Raw genomic sequence first — 17,008 nt, forward strand, 5'->3', positions numbered from 1 at the left:
AAACTATCACTTAAACGGATATACGCAACCCTCTGGACAATATGCAGCTAACTACTTGTTCGGCGGTGTCATGCTGCGAAGGATGGTGAGCAGTTCCGAACGAGACTGCGCCCCGACGCGCCGCTTGATGCGTGCGACATGGTGCTCGACGGTTTTAGCGGAGATGTAGAGGCGTTCGCCGATTTCCCGATACGTCAGTCCGACGACGACGAGTTCGGCAACTTCTTGTTCGCGCTCGGTCAACACCGACGGTGGCGCCGCACTTGTGGCGGTATCGGTTGCACTTGTCTCGGCCGTCGACGTTGTGCGTAGCGAGCGCGCAACGTGGAGCAGTGCCGTGGCCGATTTGGTGTCCGGGGTGCGCAGCGCTGCTTCGCCGGCGAGGCGAGCGGCGTCCCACGGGAGTCCGATCCGACTGAGCGTTCGTGCGGCGGCTTCGACACCGTCTGCGTCGACGTTGCCTTGCATCAGTAGGAGCCACTGGCGTCCGGCGATCGCCAAACCGGCTGCGTAAGTGTGAGTTTTGGCTGATTCGGCGAGTGTATGGGCGTGTGGGAGGAGATCGGCCGGCGACTGCGAGAGGATCGACGCCTGGACGCCGTACCAATGCAGCGGCGACGACCACAGCGGCGGCTCGCCGAGCGCGCGGAGGAGTGAGCGCGCGTCGTCGACGAGATGCTCGACCTGCTCGGTCTCCTCGAGCCGTACTGCCGCAAGCCACAGTTCGCCGATGGGAAGCAGATTGAACAGATCAACGCTGCAGGACGAGAGGGTGCCTGCCGCGCCCGACCAAGCTCGACGCAGCTGGGCGAGATCGCCGGAACGCCGAGCGAGACCCACGATCAGAGCATGCAGAAACAGTGCGTCACGCTCGCGGAGGGGGCCGCGGACTACCTCCTGCGGTAGGTCTTCGAGAATCGCGTCCTGCCCGCGGACCATCGCGATCCAGGCGCCGAGAAGGTGAAGTCGCGCCCACGTGTGGCTGCTTGCGTCGTCGGCGGCGATCGCGGCCGTGACGACAGCGGCGGCCCGTTCATGGGCGCCGTTGTGCAGGAGTGCAAGAGCTACCAGCGCCGGGGCGGAATCAGGCTGGAATTCAGATGTGTCGGCTCCGCCGGGGAGCGAGAGTGCGCGCGACATCGTGTTGAGCGCACTCGGTGCGCTCCCGGTGACCGATTGCATCAGTCCGTTGGCCAGTGTGGTAGCGCCGACCGTCGAGCTCGACGGTGATCCGGTGTGTCCGGTGAGCGCCGCGTTCGCGTCATCGACCTTGCCGATGCCGAGGAAAGTGATTGCGGCGAAGGGGGATTCGTTTCCGGTGCGCCCTGGCCCCAGCCAGGTGTAGAGATCTGCAGCGGCGCCGAGTTGGCCGCATGCTGCGGACGAAGCTGCGCGGATTCGCACCGCCGCAGCCAATCTCGCGTCGTCGAGATCGGGTGCGGCGATGACGGAATCGGCCAGACGGCAGGCAGTGTCGAGGTCACCACTGCGAGCCGAGACCTGGGCGTACAGCAGCGTGTCGGCCACGCCGAGAGGCTCGATCGAATTCACGCGGCGAAAGAGATCTGCCGCGACCGCCGGCGTGCTCGCCTCGACGGCGTCTCGTAGTACACCCGTGAGATCGCGGTGGCGGATTCCGGAGTCGAAAAGTCTTCGTGCTGTGTCGATATCGAGGGTTCTCGTGTGTGCGCGTGATTCGACGATTCTGATCAGCTCGCTGCGGATACGCCCGGTGCTCGTCGACTCGGCGAGCACGCTCGCGACGAGTGGTGATCGCGAACCGAACAGTCCGGTCGCCAGTGCCCGGTCGAATGCAGCTGTGAGGCTGAACTTCTCCTGTCCCAGATCGAGCTCGAAGGCGTCGATGTCCGGGACGGCGAGTGAAACTTCGAGGATCTCGCGCTCGATCGGATGCAGAGCGGTGACCTGGTGGAGGATGTGTGTGCGTATGGCGTTCGGCATTTCCGGGCGGCCTGCCGAGGCGGCGGCGAAGTACGCTTCGATCGCCCCGAAGGAACCACCGGACAGATGCTCGAGCGCCACCACGGCGCGGTCGTCGAGCGGGACTCTTCGCTCGGCCGCGATCTTCCGAATATCGTTTCGGTTCAACGGGTTCAGATGCAACACGGTGCCGAAACTCGAGATGTTCGAGTAGATCGGTGCGAGTGGTGGATCGATCCGATCGGAGGTTACGACAACTCCGAGGTCGTCACGTTGGACAAGCTCTTTCAGGGCACGGATTTCATCGGAGGTCAGAGCTTGCGCGTCCGCGATCACCACAATCGCGTCGGCGGGGACGTCATGCGTGACTGCGGTGACCACGGGCTTGTCACCCGATTCGATTCGCTTCCGTACAACCCTCGTCACTTGGGGCCGAGCGCTGGCATCGGTCCCGGTGACGAACAGGCGCAGTGGCGATGCAGTCAGGTCGACGTCGCGCAAAAGTCCTGCGATGAACGACGATTCGGTGCAGTTGTCACGGTTCATCGAAAGACCGCCGGTCAGCGGATCGGTGCGGTGACGCCGCCGACGACACCACCGACCACGTTTCCGACACCACCGACGACGTTACCGAGACCTCCGACCACGCCGCCGACTCCGTTGCCGACACCGTCGACCAGACCGCCGACTCCGTTTCCGATGCCGGTCGCAGCGTCACCGACACCGGTCCCGACGCCGGCTCCAGGCGCGGGTGCGGGTGCTGGTGCCGGGGCGGGAGCAGGTGCGGGCGCCGGGGCGCCGGGTGCGGCAGGTGCAGGCGCCGACGGAGCGGTCTCGCCCGGTGCGGGCGAGGATCCCGCCGGTGCGCCGGCAACCGGAACTGCCCCCGGCGCCGTCGTAGAGCCGCCTGCGGCAGCAGGAGAACCGGGCTGATTGCTTCGAGTGCCGTTGTTCGCAGTCGTGGATCCGGTGCCTGCCGCTTCCGCTGCCGTGGTGCTGCCGGGAGTAGAGCCCGCGGTGGTCGATGCGGTCGAGGAGGTGGACTCGCTGGTGGTGTTCGCCGAACTGGACGGAACGTTGATCTTGTCCATGGCAGTTCCGATTCCGAGCCCGCCTGCGGCGAGCACGATGAATGCTCCCACCACTGCAGCAACTACGCCGACCCTCGACGAGCGTCGAGTCGCCGTGTTCTCTTCTTCGGTCGGCTCGGCAAGCAACGGAGTGGAGAAGGCGGGAACCGGTGCGGGCTTGCGAGACGGCTCGGCGGGAATCACTGCAGTGGCAGCGGCCGGCACTTGCGAGTCTCTGGCGTCGAGTGCGAGGGCCGCGGCGCCGGACGCCGCGCACGACGCTGGATCGGCGTCGGCGATCACCGGGACACGAAGCTCCGCGGACAGTAGTTCGGCGACAAGGGGAATGGACGAGCTTCCGCCGGCCAGGACAACCTGATTGACGTCACTGGACTCGACGCCGGCAGATCGCAGGCTTTCGCGAACCAATGCCACCGATTCGGTGAGGGCGGGCCGGATCAGATCTTCGAGTTCGGAACGAACGAGTCGAACGTCGCTGACGGCACCGGGAAGCGCCACGCGGGCAACGGTTTCCGTCTCGGTGGAAAGTTCCTCCTTGGCTGCGCGGGCATGCTCGCGCAGAGTTTCCAGCGCTGCAATCGTCTCGGGTGCAAAGGGATCAAGGGTTGCGAACTGGTCGGAAACCGCATCGAGCAGGTGAACGGTGACGAGGTGATCGAATTCGTCGCCGCCGATGTCCTCGCTGCGCAGCGGCTTACCGAAGATCTCGCTTCGTCCGTCGGTCGTGGACATCATCGTGACGTCGAGCGAGCGAGCACCGAGGTCGTAGACGACGGTCAGACCGTCGCTGACGACAGTTCCGGAAGCGGCGAGCCACGCCATGACGGCTGCGGGTTCGGCGACGAGAGTCGCCCCGTGAATTCCGACGTGGTCCAGAGCGGACTCCATGGTGCGTGCCGTGTGGCGGTTCCACCCCACCGGGTGAGCCAGGACGACAGTTGGCCCTTCGTTACCGCCTGCCTGGTCTACCAGTGCGCCGACCGCTGTCGCCGCGAGAGCCTCGCCGCGGTACTCGGTACCGTCGGCGGCAAGTATCGGAATCGGGTCCCCGACGCGCTCGACAAATCCGGTGATGACGGATCCGTCGTCCAATTGCAGCGCACTGGGTAAGCGGACCTGTTGCGTTTCACCGGTCGAGCCGTCGGTGACAGCTACGAGAGTGGCCGAACCGATGCTGATGCCGAGCCCTGCCGCCATGAACGAACTCCCCTGGTCGTGGGCGACAGAAGGACTGTCGCGGTTGTCTGCGATGTCGGTTTCAGGACCTAGATCGTTACCGGATCGGAGGCGTCGCGACGAAGTAGGGGACCGATCCCCTAATCGGGGCAAATCCCCTATTCCGACCGGGCGTAGCCCAATGGGGGGGCTTCCCCACCTGTCCCTGGAGAAGAGGGGGGTGCTCCCCGTTGGCCCCAGTCGCAAAAGTTCTTAGCGTTGATTCCACTCGCTACCTCTGGCAGCGCACCAGTTTCCGGACCACCGGCAACTACCCACCGGCAACAACCCGGTCAACGAACTTCAGGAGAACCCGCCATGGCAACGAACGCCGTACTCGAATTCATCCTCGGGCTACTTCGTGACGACGAGGCAGCTGCCAACTACTGCGCCAACCCGACCGCGGCACTCGATGCTGCCGGTCTGTGCGACGTCAGCCCCGCCGACATCGTCGCGGTCGCTCCGCTGGTCGCCGAGTCCGGACTCTTTGCCGGTGGCGGCGCCGACCTGTCCGCGATCGTCAACGCCGGTGCGTCCGCTGCCGGTGCAATCGGCGGCGGTCTCGGACTCGGCGGTGGTCTCGGTGGTGGACTCACCGGTGGTCTCGGTGGTGGCCTCGGCGGCAGCCTGGGTCTCGGCGCCGGTGCAGGAATCGGAGTCGGAGGCGCCCTCGGCGGCCAGTTCGACCTGGTCGGCGACTTCGCAGCAGCCCTCAGCGCTGCGCTTGCCATCGGTGGCGAGATCAGTGCCGAACTCGGCGCAGCCTTCGGCGCTGTGATCGAAGCCGGTCTCGGTTTGGGCGGCGCACTCGATCTCGAAGGAGCTCTCGATCTGGGCGCACAGCTCAGCGCGGCTCTGGGCGGCGCCCTCGGTGTGACCGGCGGTCTGACTGCGGAGCTGGGAGCAGCCCTCGACGCCGCGATCGGCGCAGTCGGCGGACTCGACCTGACGGCAGGGCTCAGCGGAGCTCTCGCACCCGTCTTCGCCATCGGTGGTGACCTCGGAGCCGATCTCGGCCTGGCTCTCGGTGGACTCCTCGGCGGCGCAGCAGACCTCAGCGGTCTCCTTGACATCGGCGGCGAACTGGGCGCGAGCCTGACCGGCGCACTGGAATCCGCTCTTGCACTCGGCGGCGGCCTGGATCTTGCCGGCGCTCTGACAGGTGACCTCAGCACGGCATTGTCCGGCGCGCTCTCGGGCGTCCTGGGAGCCGGCGGCACGATCGGCGCCGATCTGGGTGCATCGCTCGGCGGCGTCCTCGGCGCGATCACGGATGTCAGCGTTCTCACCGATATCGCGGGCGGCCTCGATCTCGGTGCTGCCCTGAGTGGCGCCCTCGGCGGAGCACTCGGCGTCGGCGGCGGTCTGGAAACTGCATTGGGCGGCGCACTCGACGCAGCACTGGGTCTCGGCGGCGGACTCGACCTCGACGCCGTACTCGGCGGCGGCGCAGACCTCGGCGCGCAGCTCAGCGCGGCACTCTCCGGCGCCCTCGGTGCCGGCGGAACGGTCGGAGCCGACCTGGGTGGCGCACTCGGTGGACTGCTCGGGGGAGCACTCGACCTCGAAGGTGGTCTCGGCGCAGACCTCGCGGCAGCTCTGGGCGGAGGCGCGAATCTGTCGACGGCCCTCGAGGGTGTTCTCGGTTCGGCACTCGGCGTCGATGCCGGGCTCGCGGGCGGTCTCGGCGGCGCTCTCGACGCAGCGCTGGGCGCAGGCGGACTTACCGGAATCGACCTCGGTGGTGCACTCGGTCTGGGCGGTGAAGCAGGCTTGGCAGCCGGTGTCGCTGCGGCTCTCGACACCGCTCTCGCAGGTGCAGGCGGCTTGGGTGCTGTCGGTTCCGTGGGCACGGACCTGACCGGCGCGCTGGACGGTGCGCTGGGCGCAGGCCTCGGGCTGGGGGGCTCTCTCGACAGCGTTCTCGGTGCCGAAGGTGCACTCGGTGGAGCGCTGGACACGGCACTGAACCTCGGCGGAATCGACACCGGTTCGATCGGTGCCGACTTGCCCTCCGTCGACCTCGGCGCTGTGAACCTCGGCCCGATCTCCGCTGAACTGCCTTCCGTCGACCTCGGAAGCATCGCGGCAGAAGGCCTGAACCTCGGCGGTGTGACCGGCGACCTCGGAGCAACTGTGGGCGGCGCGCTGGACGCAACCGCAGGTCTCGACGCAACAGCAGGTCTCGACGCGGCCACGAACGCTGCGGCTGGTTTGGGTGGGTCGCTCGGCGGCGCACTGAACGGCGTCACCGATCTCGGTGGATCGCTCGGCGGGGCTGTCGGAGCAGTCACCGACGTGACGGGTTCGATCGGTGCCGACGCAGCCGCAGCTGCCGGTGGCACAGTCGACGGCGGCGGTACCGTTGGCGGCGGCGGAGTCGCTGACCTGGGCGGATCCCTCGGTGGAGCAGTGAGCGGAGTGTCCGACCTGACGAGTTCGTTGACCGGTGCGCTGAACCCGTGGTCGTCGATCGATGCGACCGATGCTTTCGGTTCGGGTTCCACTTCGGGTCTGAGCGCCGATACCGAACACTCGCTCTTCGCCGAGGATTCGGTTGCAGCGCCGGTCGATCACATCGACCCGGTTGCGGTTGTCGATCACCTGCATCCCTGATCTGCTGACGCAGGAACTGAAATCGGTCAAAATGACCTGATGTAACAAATCCGGCCCTGCGTGCGCTATGCGTTCGCAGGGCCGGATATTCGAGTCGGGAAGAATTGCGGGTCAACGTAGCTCATGAGTGATTCAGCGAGTCAGGTAAGCAGCCGGAAGGCGCGCGTCGCGTCGTCGACGGCGTCGTTGCTCGAACGAACAGCCGTCGTGGCGAAGGATTTCGGGCGCACGGATCTGGTGCGCCGACTCGAGAACGCTCAGGTGAGAGTCAACGACCCGCGTATTCGCATCGTGGTGGTCGGACCCCTCAAGCAGGGCAAGAGCCAGTTCGTCAATTCTCTGCTAGGCATCGACGTGTGCTCGGTCGGTGACGACGAGACCACGGCCGTGGCGACGGTAGTTCAGTACGCGGAGACCGCGGTCGCCGAACTGATTCTCGCCGATCCGGGTGCGGCGCCCATTCGGGTGCCCCTCCCGCTCGAGGAACTGATGGGGATCACCCCGGCCACGCCTCGCGCCGAAGGGCGTGAGGTTCTGCGTGTGGAAGTGGGTGTTCCCAGTCCGCTGTTGGCCGACGGTTTGGTTCTGATCGACACCCCTGGTGTCGGCGGTCATGGAAATCCTCATGCTGCAGGAACATTGGGATTGATCACTGCGGCCGATGCAGTGTTGGTTCTGTCGGACTCCAGCCAGGAGTTCACCGAACCGGAGCTGGGATTCATCCGCCAGGTCGTCAATCTGTGTCCTGCGGTAGCCGGGCTGATCAGCAAGACCGATCTGTACCCGCACTGGCGGCAGATCCTCGACGCCGATCGCGGACATCTCCAGCGTGCCGGGTTGGATCTGCCGCTCATTCCGATCTCCTCGGTACTGCGCTCGCACGCGCTGAGGCTGGGGGACAAGGAACTCGAAGCGGAATCCGGATTTCTGGACCTCTATCAGTTCCTGCGGGACAACGTCGTTGCGCGTGCCGAATCGAATACTCGACGCGCAGTTGCTATGGATGTGCGTTCTGCGGCAGCGCATCTGACGTTGGAGATGGGCAGTGAGCTTGCGGCGCTGAAGGATCCGTCGACCGCTCAGGCAGCGGTCGCGGGACTGCAGCGTGCCCGGGCAGCGGCCGAGGAACTGCACAAGAAGACCTCACTGTGGCAGCAGAGCCTCGGTGACGGCATCGCAGACCTCGCCGCCGACATCGATCACGACCTCCGGGACCGGTTGCGCCGGGTGACCCGCCAGGCCGAGGAGACGGTCGACGAAGGCGATCCCGGTAAGGACTGGGACGTCGTGGGGGAGTGGCTCGAACAGGAGATCGCCACCGCGATCGGTGACAACTTCGTGTGGGCGCATGATCGCGCACAGTGGCTGGCAGAAGTTGTGGCGCAGCACTTTGCGGAGACCGGTGACGTCGCGCTCCCGCATCTCGACGTCGCCGACACCGACGGTTTCCTGGAACCGGTCGGTGCATTGGCGGACCTCGAATCCGGCCGAATCGGCATCACTCAGAAAGTCCTGGTCGGCATGCGCGGCTCGTACGGCGGCGTGCTCATGTTCGGCTTGATCACCACGATGATGGGCATGGCTCTGGTCAACCCGATCTCCATCGGCGCCGGGGTTCTGCTGGGCACCAAGGCTTATCGTGAAGACAAGCAGGCTCAGGTGCTCAAGCGTCGCGCTGAGGCGAAAGCGGCTATCCGACGGTTTGCCGACGACGTCAGCTTCCAGGTTGGCAAGGAGTCGAAGGACCGCCTGCGCCTGGTGCAGCGACTCCTGCGGGATCACTTCACCGACATCGCCGAGCAGGCGTTGCGCTCGATCAACGAATCCCTCCGCGCCACTCAGGAAGCCGCGCAGTTGGAATCGAGTGAACATGCCGCTCGGATCAAGCGTCTGGAGACCGACATGCGCGTCGTCGCGGAGCTCGACGCCGTTGCCGGAACGCTGATCGGCGAAACTCCCGCTCCTGCCTCGGCAAAGGTGACCAACGCATGAATGCCACGACCACCGTGACCGCAGTGGAGTCGGCACACGCCCTGATCGACTACGCCAGACGTGCCTACGCCGATCAGCCGCAGACGCGCGCCCAGTTGGAAGAATGTGCGGCCAGGCTCGACGAGCCACTCCGGGTGGCGCTCGCCGGCTCCCTCAAAGCGGGTAAGTCGACGCTGCTCAATTCGCTTGTCGGACAGGATATAGCGCCTACCGACGCGACGGAATGCACACGCGTCGTCACCTGGTATCGGAACGGGACGACGCCGCAGGTGACCGCGACCGCCGAGAACGGTGCCAAGTTCAACGTGCCGGTGACGCGCCGCGACGGCAGGCTCACGTTCGATCTGGGGGAGTACACCGCAGACTCGGTGGACCGCATCGACGTCGACTGGCCGTCTTCGGCATTGGCTCGTACGACGATCATCGACACACCGGGCACCTCGTCGCTCTCGACCGAGGTCTCGGCCCGCACCTGGGACATGCTCGTTCCCGACGGTGAGGCACCGGGCGCGGATGCAGTGGTCTACCTCCTGCGGGCTCTCAACGCCAGTGACATGCAGTTCCTCGGGAAGATCGCGGATCACGTGGGCGGAGAATCCGGGCCACTCGGAGTGATCGGAGTTCTCTCGCGTGCCGATGAGGTCGGCGCAGGCAGGCTCGACGCGTTGTCTTCGGCGAAGGACGTCGCGGCGCGATTTGCCGAGGAGTTGGAGCGAACCGGCCTGTGCCAGTCGGTGGTTCCGGTGGCAGGCCTGCTCGCGCTCGCTGCTCGGACGATGAGGCAGAGCGAGTTCGCGGCCTTCTCGGCGCTCGCGCAGGTTCCGGCCGAGGATCTGAGCCTTGCACTGCTCTCCGCGGATCGCTTTGCCAGGCAGGACAGTCCGCTGCCGGTCGATGCGGCGATGCGGGCGCAATTGGCCGATCGGTTCGGGCTCTTCGGAATTCGCCTCGCCGTGACGTCGATCAAGTTGGGGGCGACCGATTCACCGTCCCTGGCGGCCGAATTGTTGGAGCGCAGCGGCCTGGACGAACTGCGTCAGGTGATCGACGTTCAATTCGGGCAGCGGGCAGATCAGCTCAAATCGCACACGGCGCTGGTGACGCTGGGAAGAATCCTCGAAGCCGATCCGAGCGAGGAAGGCGATCAGATCGCGGCGGAGGCGCAACGGTTGCTTGCCGATGTTCACGGCTTTCACGAACTTCGCCTGCTCGGGCGTCTTCGTTCGGTACACACGGATCTGCCACCCGACGACCTGGCACAACTGCAAAGACTGATCGGCGGCTACGGAATCCGGGCCAGTGACCGGTTGGGCTGCGAACCGGAAGAATCGCCGGAGGTGCAGCGTGCGCGGGCCACGGCGGCTGTCCGCAGATGGCGCGAGTTGTCCAGACATCCGCTCTTCGACAGGTTCACCTCGCGCGCCTGCCTGGTCGCCGCCCGCAGCGCCGAGGGCGTCCTGGCTGAAATTGTGCCCGAATAGGGACCCGTTCACTATGCGAGCGCCGGACGAGGGTTCTATCTTGAGTTCGGGATGATCCGGACATAACTCCCAGGTTCGGGTCCCACCTCGATGGGAGCACGCGCATGGCGAGTGACATCAAGTCCGCTTCACCGGATCGAGCCACCCTCGTCCTGGGGACGCTCATCCTGGTCGCTGCGGTCGCGAACCTCAATCTCTCGGTCGCGAATGTCGCTTTGCCCGATATCGGGCGGGCTTTCGACGCCAGTCAGACGCAACTGAACCTGATCGCGGTCGGCTACTCGCTGGGCCTGGCCGGAACGGTGCTCTACCTGGGGGCCTTGGGAGACCGATACGGCCGCAAGATGTTGCTGGTCACCGGCATGGCGCTGTCCATTCCGGCGTCGATCGTGGCGGGATTCGCCGGGAACTTCGAAGTGCTGTTCCTCGCTCGGATAGTCGGAGGCGTCTCGGCAGGTCTGGCGTTCCCGACCACGCTGGCAATCATCACGGCGTTGTGGGCCGGACCGGCACGAACCAAGGCGATTGCCATGTGGTCGGCAATCGGTGGCGCGATTTCAGCACTCGGTCCGATCGTCTCGGGGGCGCTGCTCGAGCAGTTTCACTGGGGTTCGGTCTTCTTCGTCACCCTTCCCTTGGCCCTTGTGGCACTGATCTGTTCCCTGGTGTTGGTTCCCGCTCACGTCAACGAGACGACCGAGCGAGTCGATCACCTCGGCGGCATAGTGTCGATCGTCTTCATCGGGGCGCTGGTATTGTCCATCAACTTTGCGCCGGTGAAGGGTTCGGGCACGTTGGCTCTGGTGCTCGGGGCGATAGCAGTTGTCGCGGGTATCGGGTTCTTCCTGCAACAGCGACGCGCGGTCAATCCGCTGTTCGATCTTCACGTAGCTGCGCGCCCGACCTTCTGGGTCGCGGCGGTGGGTGGGTTGGTCGTGTTCGGTTCGCTCATGGGCGCGATGTTCATCGGCCAGCAGTTCCTGCAGAACGTCCTCGGGTACTCGACGCTGGCAGCCGGTGCGGCGATCATTCCGGCTGCGCTGGCGATGGTGATCGTTGCGCCGCGCTCGGCGACCATGATCGAAAGGTACGGCGCCCGCGTCACGCTGCTCGCCGGCTACCTGTTCGTGGTTCTCGGGTTGTTCGTCGCGCTGTTCCTGTGGAACGAAAGCACACAGTATTGGCAGGTCGCGTTGGCCTATGCGCTTGTCGGCATCGGCGTCGGTCTGGCCGGCACACCGGCATCGCGTTCGCTGACCGGATCCGTTCCCGTGCACCGCGCTGGTATGGCGTCGGGAACCTCGGACCTGCAACGCGACCTGGGCGGCGCCATCATGCAGTCGATTCTCGGCGGAATACTCACGGCCGGGTACGCAAAATCGTTGGGAAATGCGATCTCGTCCTCGCCGAACGCATCCGAAGTGACTCCCGAAACTCAGGCCGCGCTCACCAAATCCTTCTCCAGCGCCGAAGTTCTGGCGGAACGCTACCCGCAATACGCGGAGCAAATCATGACCGCCGCCAAAAACGCCTTCCTGGACGGGGATACAAACGCCTACATCGCGGCGATCATCATCGTGTGTGCCGGTGCCGCGGTGGTGACGTTCTTCTATCCGCGTCGCGAGCGCGAACGAGTCCTGCTGGCGCAGTACGCGGCGGAATCCGATCTAGCCGCGGAGAAGAGTTGAGCGCGCTCTGGTAGTGATGAGGGATGCCACAGCTACTTCTCATCGATTCGTCCGCCGAACTCCACCACTCGACCTCACGTGATCTGACCGCACTGTTCGCTCAGCAGTGGTCGAAGAACAGTCCGGATCACACGACGGTGACGTTGGACCTGCACCGGGATCCCTTGCCGCACCTCGCGGACGCGGCCCTGCACTATGCACCACGCTTGCGAGTCGAGGGCGAGATTCCGGATCCCGCAGCGGAAGCACTCCAGGCTCGGGTCATCGAGCAACTTACCGCTGCAGACGTCGTCGTGATCGGTGCGCCGATGTACAACTGGTCGATCCCGTCCACGTTGAAGGCGTGGATCGACTACGTACACGTCCTGGGGACTACGGTCCCTTTCGACACGCGTACTCAGCCTCTGGCAGGTAAGCCGGTGGTGATCGTCTCCAGCCGCGGAAACACCTATGCGCCGGGCTCGGGAAACGAGGCCAACGATCACACCGTCCCGCCACTCGTTCAGGTGCTCGGGGTGTCGATGGGAATGGATGTCTCCGTCATCACCGCGGAACTGACTTTGGCGCAACGTATTCCGGCGATGGCACCTCTGGTCGAGCAGGGTGACGCGAGCCTGCGTGCTGCCCGGGAGTCGTTGACCGAGCTGGCCCGTGCCTTGGGGGCCTGATCAAGAAGTTCGACCGGGTTCAGGTGAGAGACGAGATCATCGACGCCACGTCTGACGGTTCTACGTCGTAACCGGGGAAATAGCAGCACACTTCGTCGGCATGTTCGCCGAACCGCCGCCGAATCTCGGTGGCGCACTCTTCGGGAGTGCCGACGACGGCGAGTGTGGTCAGCATCGGATCGGTGATCAGCGACGCCATCTCGGTGTAGCCACCTCGCTTCGACAGGGCATTGAGTTCCGGTTGGACCTCGCCCCACCCTTCGACGTCGAGCACCGGACGGTATGCGGGCGTCGAACCGTAGAAAGAGAGCAGGGCTCGGACGCCTCTGGCGGCCGCGGCAAGTTGATCGTCGCCGCGGCCGACGCCGACGATGACCTGCGGGATGATCGTGAATTCGTCTCGGGTGCGGCCGGATTCGCGAAGACCGGCATCGACGGCCGGAAGTGTTCGTTCGAGGAAATGACGTTGCGTGTGGAACGGCATGACCAGTAGTCCGTCGGCCACCTCGGCAGCCGTCCTGGTCATCACCGGTCCGAGCGCACCCATCAGGATGGGCGGCGGCCCATAGGGGTTGGGGCCGGGATCGAACGTCGGAGGCATCAACGTGTGGGTGAAGAACTCGCCGCGGAAGTTCAGCGTCGAGGTGTTCTCCCACGCAGTGAAGATCGCCTTGACCGCTGCGACCGTCTCCTTCATGCGGGCCGCCGGACGCGACCACGTTGCGCTGTAGCGTTTTTCGATGTGCGGTTTGATCTGCGATCCGAGACCCAGTCGAAAGTGGCCGCGACTGAGCAACTGCAGGTCGTTGGCCGAATGCGCCAGATGCATGGGACTGCGGGGGAATGCGATGGCGACGTTGGTCATCAGGTCGAGGTCGACGGCCGATGCTGCTTCGACGAGCGGGAAGAACACGTCGTGTGGTCCCTCGAACGTGAACAGGCCACCGGCGCCGGTCTCCGCGAGTTCACGGCTACGAGCAGCGCCCGCGCCCGGCGCGGAGTCCAGTTGTACGTGAACCTTCATCGGCGTCCCCGCAGCCAGGTGCTGACACCGGGAGCGAACGGAGCGATCGCCGCCACCGCGACCAGGGCGCAGTAGAGAATCGGACCCCATCTCAGAACTCCGGCGCCGATGTCTGCTGCGCCGTCGACCAGAGACATGAAGCCGAGTCCGGCCGCGATGCTCACGACTCCCACGATCGCCGTCATCACCCGCCCGGCGTTCTTGCGTGCGCGGAGGAGTTGAAGGCTCATGAGTGCGAGCAGGACCAGGACGAGAGCGCCGCCGCCGCTGCCGGCGAGTACGACGGTCACGGCATCGGAGATGTCGGTGGACGAGTATCCGGGATTGTCGCGCGCAGTCGATTCTTCGAGAGCCGACCGGACGTCGTCGAGGCTGGTGACTACCACTCCGGCGATTCCGGCCAGGACGACGAACGAGCCGATCCAGGCAGAGGTGGACAATGTCACGGCTTTGGGTGTCTCGTCGCTCGCTGCAGGTCGGAGCGGCCGAACCGAGACGTCGGGTCGCTCGGGTGCCGGGCGTGGAGGTGACGGGCGAGGAGGTCGCGCGGGAGAATTGTCGGGATCGGTCACCGGCCGATCGTAGCCATTCGGAGGGATACGGAAGTGATGTGGCGCACTTTTCCGGCTTTTCGGGGAAGGCGGGAACAAATCTACGTGGGCTGTAGTTGACCATTTCGACAAGCTTGAGCGCCCTCGGCTCAACTTCAAGTTGACTCCCGGCCACGGTCGGAGGCAAACTTGAGCGGAGGACGCTCACCAAGCGAAAAACTCGCGGTCATGTTCGAGATCAACCACTCGGGCAGAGAACCGCAGAACGAAAGGTAGGAACACTATGGCTCGTGCAGTCGGTATCGATCTCGGTACGACCAACTCGGTAGTTGCAGTGCTGGAGGGCGGCGAGCCCGTAGTGGTCGCCAACGCCGAAGGCTCACGTACCACCCCCTCGGTGGTCGCATTTGCCAAGAACGGCGAGGTTCTCGTCGGTCAGCCCGCGAAGAACCAGGCAGTCACGAACGTCGACCGCACCCTCCGCTCCGTCAAGCGCCACATCGGCACTGACTGGAACGTGGAAATCGACGGCAAGAAGTACACGCCGCAGGAAATCAGCGCCCGCACGCTCATGAAGCTCAAGCGTGACGCGGAGGCTTACCTCGGCGAAGACATCACCGACGCCGTCATCACCGTCCCCGCGTACTTCGAGGACGCACAGCGTCAGGCAACCAAGGAAGCCGGCCAGATCGCCGGCCTCAACGTCCTTCGTATCGTCAACGAGCCCACCGCGGCTGCACTGGCATACGGACTCGACAAGGGTGACACCGAGCAGACCATTCTGGTCTTCGACCTCGGTGGCGGCACCTTCGACGTCTCCCTGCTCGAAATCGGCGACGGTGTCGTCGAGGTTCGCGCAACCTCCGGTGACAACCACCTCGGTGGCGACGACTGGGACGAGCGCGTCGTCGCTTGGCTGGTCGACAAGTTCAAGGCTCAGAACGGCATCGATCTGACCAAGGACAAGATGGCCCTGCAGCGTCTGCGTGAGGCTGCGGAGAAGGCGAAGATCGAGCTCTCCAGCTCGCAGAGCACCTCCATCAACCTCCCGTACATCACGGTCGACGCGGACAAGAACCCGCTCTTCCTGGACGAGCAGCTCACCCGCAGCGAGTTCCAGAAGATCACCTCGGACCTGCTCGATCGCACTCGTGCGCCGTTCCAGGCAGTGATCAAGGACAGCGGAATCGCCGTCAAGGACATCGACCATGTCGTGCTCGTCGGTGGCTCCACCCGTATGCCGGCCGTCTCCGATCTGGTTCGTGAACTGACCGGTGGCCGTGAGCCCAACAAGGGCGTCAACCCGGACGAGGTCGTCGCCGTCGGCGCCGCACTCCAGGCCGGTGTGCTCAAGGGTGAGGTCAAGGACGTTCTGCTCCTCGACGTCACGCCGCTTTCCCTCGGCATCGAAACCAAGGGTGGCGTGATGACCAAGCTCATCGAGCGCAATACCACGATCCCCACGAAGCGTTCCGAGACCTTCACCACCGCTGACGACAACCAGCCTTCGGTGCAGATCCAGGTCTTCCAGGGTGAGCGCGAAATCGCTTCGCACAACAAGCTGCTCGGCTCCTTCGAGCTCACCGATCTGCCGCCCGCCCCGCGTGGCGTTCCGCAGATCGAGGTCACCTTCGACATCGACGCCAACGGCATCGTGCACGTGACGGCGAAGGACAAGGGCACCGGCAAGGAAAACACGATCAAGATCCAGGACGGCTCCGGTCTGTCCAAGGAAGAGATCGAGCGCATGGTCAAGGACGCCGAGGCTCACGCCGAGGAAGACAAGGCCCGTCGCGAAGAGGCAGAGGTTCGCAACCAGGCCGAGTCGCTGGTCCACCAGACGGAGAAGTTCGTCAAGGAGCAGCGTGAAGGTGAGAACGCGGGCAAGGTCTCCGAGGAGATCCTGACCAAGGTCGAGGCAGCGGTCAAGGACGTCAACGACGCCCTGGCAGGCACCGACATCGCTGCAGTGAAGACCGCAGTGGAGAAGCTGGGCACCGAGTCGCAGGCTCTGGGCCAGGCCATCTACGAGGCTTCCGCTGCAAACGAGGCCGGAAACACCGACGGCGCAGGCAATGACGACGACGTCGTCGACGCCGAGGTTGTCGACGAGCCCACCGACTCGGACAAGAAGTGACCTCGGACAACCCCGAGAACAACCCGGTCGACCCCGAGACCGGTGCACAGGGAGAGGCGGCGGGGGAATCCCTGCCGCCGCTCGACTCGGAAGACACAGGGGTAGTTCAGGAAGCAGAGTCGATCGTGGAGGAAGCATCCGCCACCGATCAGCTCGCCGAACGGACTGCGGATCTGCAGCGACTTCAGGCGGAGTTCACCAACTACCGTCGTCGCGTCGAGCGTGACAAGCAGGTCATCAAGGAAACCGCGCGGGCTTCGGTCATCACCGAGCTCATCGGAATTCTCGACGACCTGGATCGCGCTCGGGCACACGGTGACCTCGAATCGGGTCCACTGCGTGCACTCGCAGACAAACTCAACACGACCCTGACGGGTCTGGGTTTGACCGACTTCGGTAGCGAGGGTGACGATTTCGATCCCGCACTCCACGAAGCGGTGCAACATGAAGGCGAAGGCCACGACCCGGTACTCGGGACGGTCATGCGCAAGGGATACAAGCTCGGCGACCGGGTCCTTCGGACCGCAATGGTGGCCGTGACGGACCGGGTAGGCGACAAGCCTGCAGACGGTTCAGAACAAGAAGCGAAGTAACAGTGAGAGGA

The 17,008-nt window shown here is 64.9% G+C and carries 11 protein-coding genes; 7 read left to right on the forward strand and 4 right to left on the reverse strand.

What is annotated here, in order from left to right; all coding sequences use genetic code 11:
* Window positions 1–51: 51 nt before the first annotated feature.
* On the reverse strand, window positions 52–2,487 hold the full coding sequence (locus AOT96_RS17180; RefSeq protein WP_083197643.1) for a LuxR C-terminal-related transcriptional regulator: 2,436 nt from the start codon (window positions 2,485–2,487) through the stop codon (window positions 52–54).
* A 14-nt stretch (window positions 2,488–2,501) separates the two neighbouring features.
* Entirely contained in the window at window positions 2,502–4,229 is a 1,728-nt protein-coding gene (locus AOT96_RS17185) for an Hsp70 family protein (protein WP_065352067.1), read from the reverse strand.
* Between the two features lie 336 nt (window positions 4,230–4,565).
* Here AOT96_RS17185 and AOT96_RS17190 point away from each other — a divergent pair, with 336 nt between their 5' ends.
* The 5 genes from AOT96_RS17190 (at window position 4,566) to AOT96_RS17210 (ending at window position 12,692) form a co-directional block, all read left to right on the forward strand.
* A complete protein-coding gene (locus AOT96_RS17190; protein ID WP_042452232.1) occupies window positions 4,566–6,863 on the forward strand; it encodes an IniB N-terminal domain-containing protein in 2,298 nt (765 codons plus the stop codon).
* 123 nt (window positions 6,864–6,986) lie between these two features.
* Window positions 6,987–8,855, forward strand: a complete 1,869-nt coding sequence (locus AOT96_RS17195; protein ID WP_007726689.1) for a dynamin family protein — start codon at window positions 6,987–6,989, stop codon at window positions 8,853–8,855.
* Window positions 8,852–10,336, forward strand: coding sequence for a dynamin family protein (locus tag AOT96_RS17200; RefSeq protein WP_065352068.1), 1,485 nt, complete (start codon window positions 8,852–8,854; stop codon window positions 10,334–10,336). The genes AOT96_RS17195 and AOT96_RS17200 overlap by 4 nt, the downstream gene beginning before the upstream one ends.
* A 104-nt stretch (window positions 10,337–10,440) precedes the next feature.
* Window positions 10,441–12,024, forward strand: a complete 1,584-nt coding sequence (locus tag AOT96_RS17205) for an MFS transporter (RefSeq protein ID WP_054187123.1) — start codon at window positions 10,441–10,443, stop codon at window positions 12,022–12,024.
* Between the two features lie 23 nt (window positions 12,025–12,047).
* Window positions 12,048–12,692, forward strand: a complete 645-nt coding sequence (locus AOT96_RS17210) for an FMN-dependent NADH-azoreductase (protein ID WP_065352069.1) — start codon at window positions 12,048–12,050, stop codon at window positions 12,690–12,692.
* A 19-nt stretch (window positions 12,693–12,711) separates the two neighbouring features.
* Here AOT96_RS17210 and AOT96_RS17215 read toward each other — a convergent pair whose 3' ends face one another.
* Complete coding sequence (locus AOT96_RS17215) at window positions 12,712–13,716, reverse strand: TIGR03617 family F420-dependent LLM class oxidoreductase (protein ID WP_042452226.1); 1,005 nt, start codon at window positions 13,714–13,716, stop codon at window positions 12,712–12,714.
* Window positions 13,713–14,288, reverse strand: coding sequence for a hypothetical protein (locus tag AOT96_RS17220; RefSeq protein ID WP_039972689.1), 576 nt, complete (start codon window positions 14,286–14,288; stop codon window positions 13,713–13,715). Before AOT96_RS17220 ends, AOT96_RS17215 begins: the two co-directional genes overlap by 4 nt.
* 262 nt (window positions 14,289–14,550) lie before the next feature.
* Between AOT96_RS17220 and dnaK the strand changes: the two genes are divergently transcribed.
* Complete coding sequence (gene dnaK / locus AOT96_RS17225; RefSeq protein ID WP_003944365.1) at window positions 14,551–16,404, forward strand: molecular chaperone DnaK; 1,854 nt, start codon at window positions 14,551–14,553, stop codon at window positions 16,402–16,404.
* Window positions 16,401–16,997 (forward strand): nucleotide exchange factor GrpE, encoded by a 597-nt coding sequence (gene grpE / locus AOT96_RS17230; RefSeq protein ID WP_003944430.1) that lies wholly within the window; start codon window positions 16,401–16,403, stop codon window positions 16,995–16,997. The genes dnaK and grpE overlap by 4 nt, the downstream gene beginning before the upstream one ends.
* Window positions 16,998–17,008 lie beyond the last annotated feature (11 nt).

Source organism: Rhodococcus sp. 008, from assembly GCF_001682295.1.
Taxonomy (GTDB): Bacteria; Actinomycetota; Actinomycetes; order Mycobacteriales; family Mycobacteriaceae; genus Rhodococcus_F; species Rhodococcus_F qingshengii.

Coding starts and splice junctions, on each gene's coding strand:
- AOT96_RS17185 (WP_065352067.1), bottom strand. CDS start 4,229: ATGGCGGCAGGGCTCGGCATCAGCATCGGTTCGGCCACTCTCGTAGCT.
- AOT96_RS17215 (WP_042452226.1), bottom strand. CDS start 13,716: ATGAAGGTTCACGTACAACTGGACTCCGCGCCGGGCGCGGGCGCTGCT.
- AOT96_RS17190 (WP_042452232.1), top strand. CDS start 4,566: ATGGCAACGAACGCCGTACTCGAATTCATCCTCGGGCTACTTCGTGAC.
- AOT96_RS17180 (WP_083197643.1), bottom strand. CDS start 2,487: ATGAACCGTGACAACTGCACCGAATCGTCGTTCATCGCAGGACTTTTG.
- AOT96_RS17200 (WP_065352068.1), top strand. CDS start 8,852: ATGAATGCCACGACCACCGTGACCGCAGTGGAGTCGGCACACGCCCTG.
- AOT96_RS17210 (WP_065352069.1), top strand. CDS start 12,048: ATGCCACAGCTACTTCTCATCGATTCGTCCGCCGAACTCCACCACTCG.
- dnaK (WP_003944365.1), top strand. CDS start 14,551: ATGGCTCGTGCAGTCGGTATCGATCTCGGTACGACCAACTCGGTAGTT.
- AOT96_RS17195 (WP_007726689.1), top strand. CDS start 6,987: ATGAGTGATTCAGCGAGTCAGGTAAGCAGCCGGAAGGCGCGCGTCGCG.
- AOT96_RS17205 (WP_054187123.1), top strand. CDS start 10,441: ATGGCGAGTGACATCAAGTCCGCTTCACCGGATCGAGCCACCCTCGTC.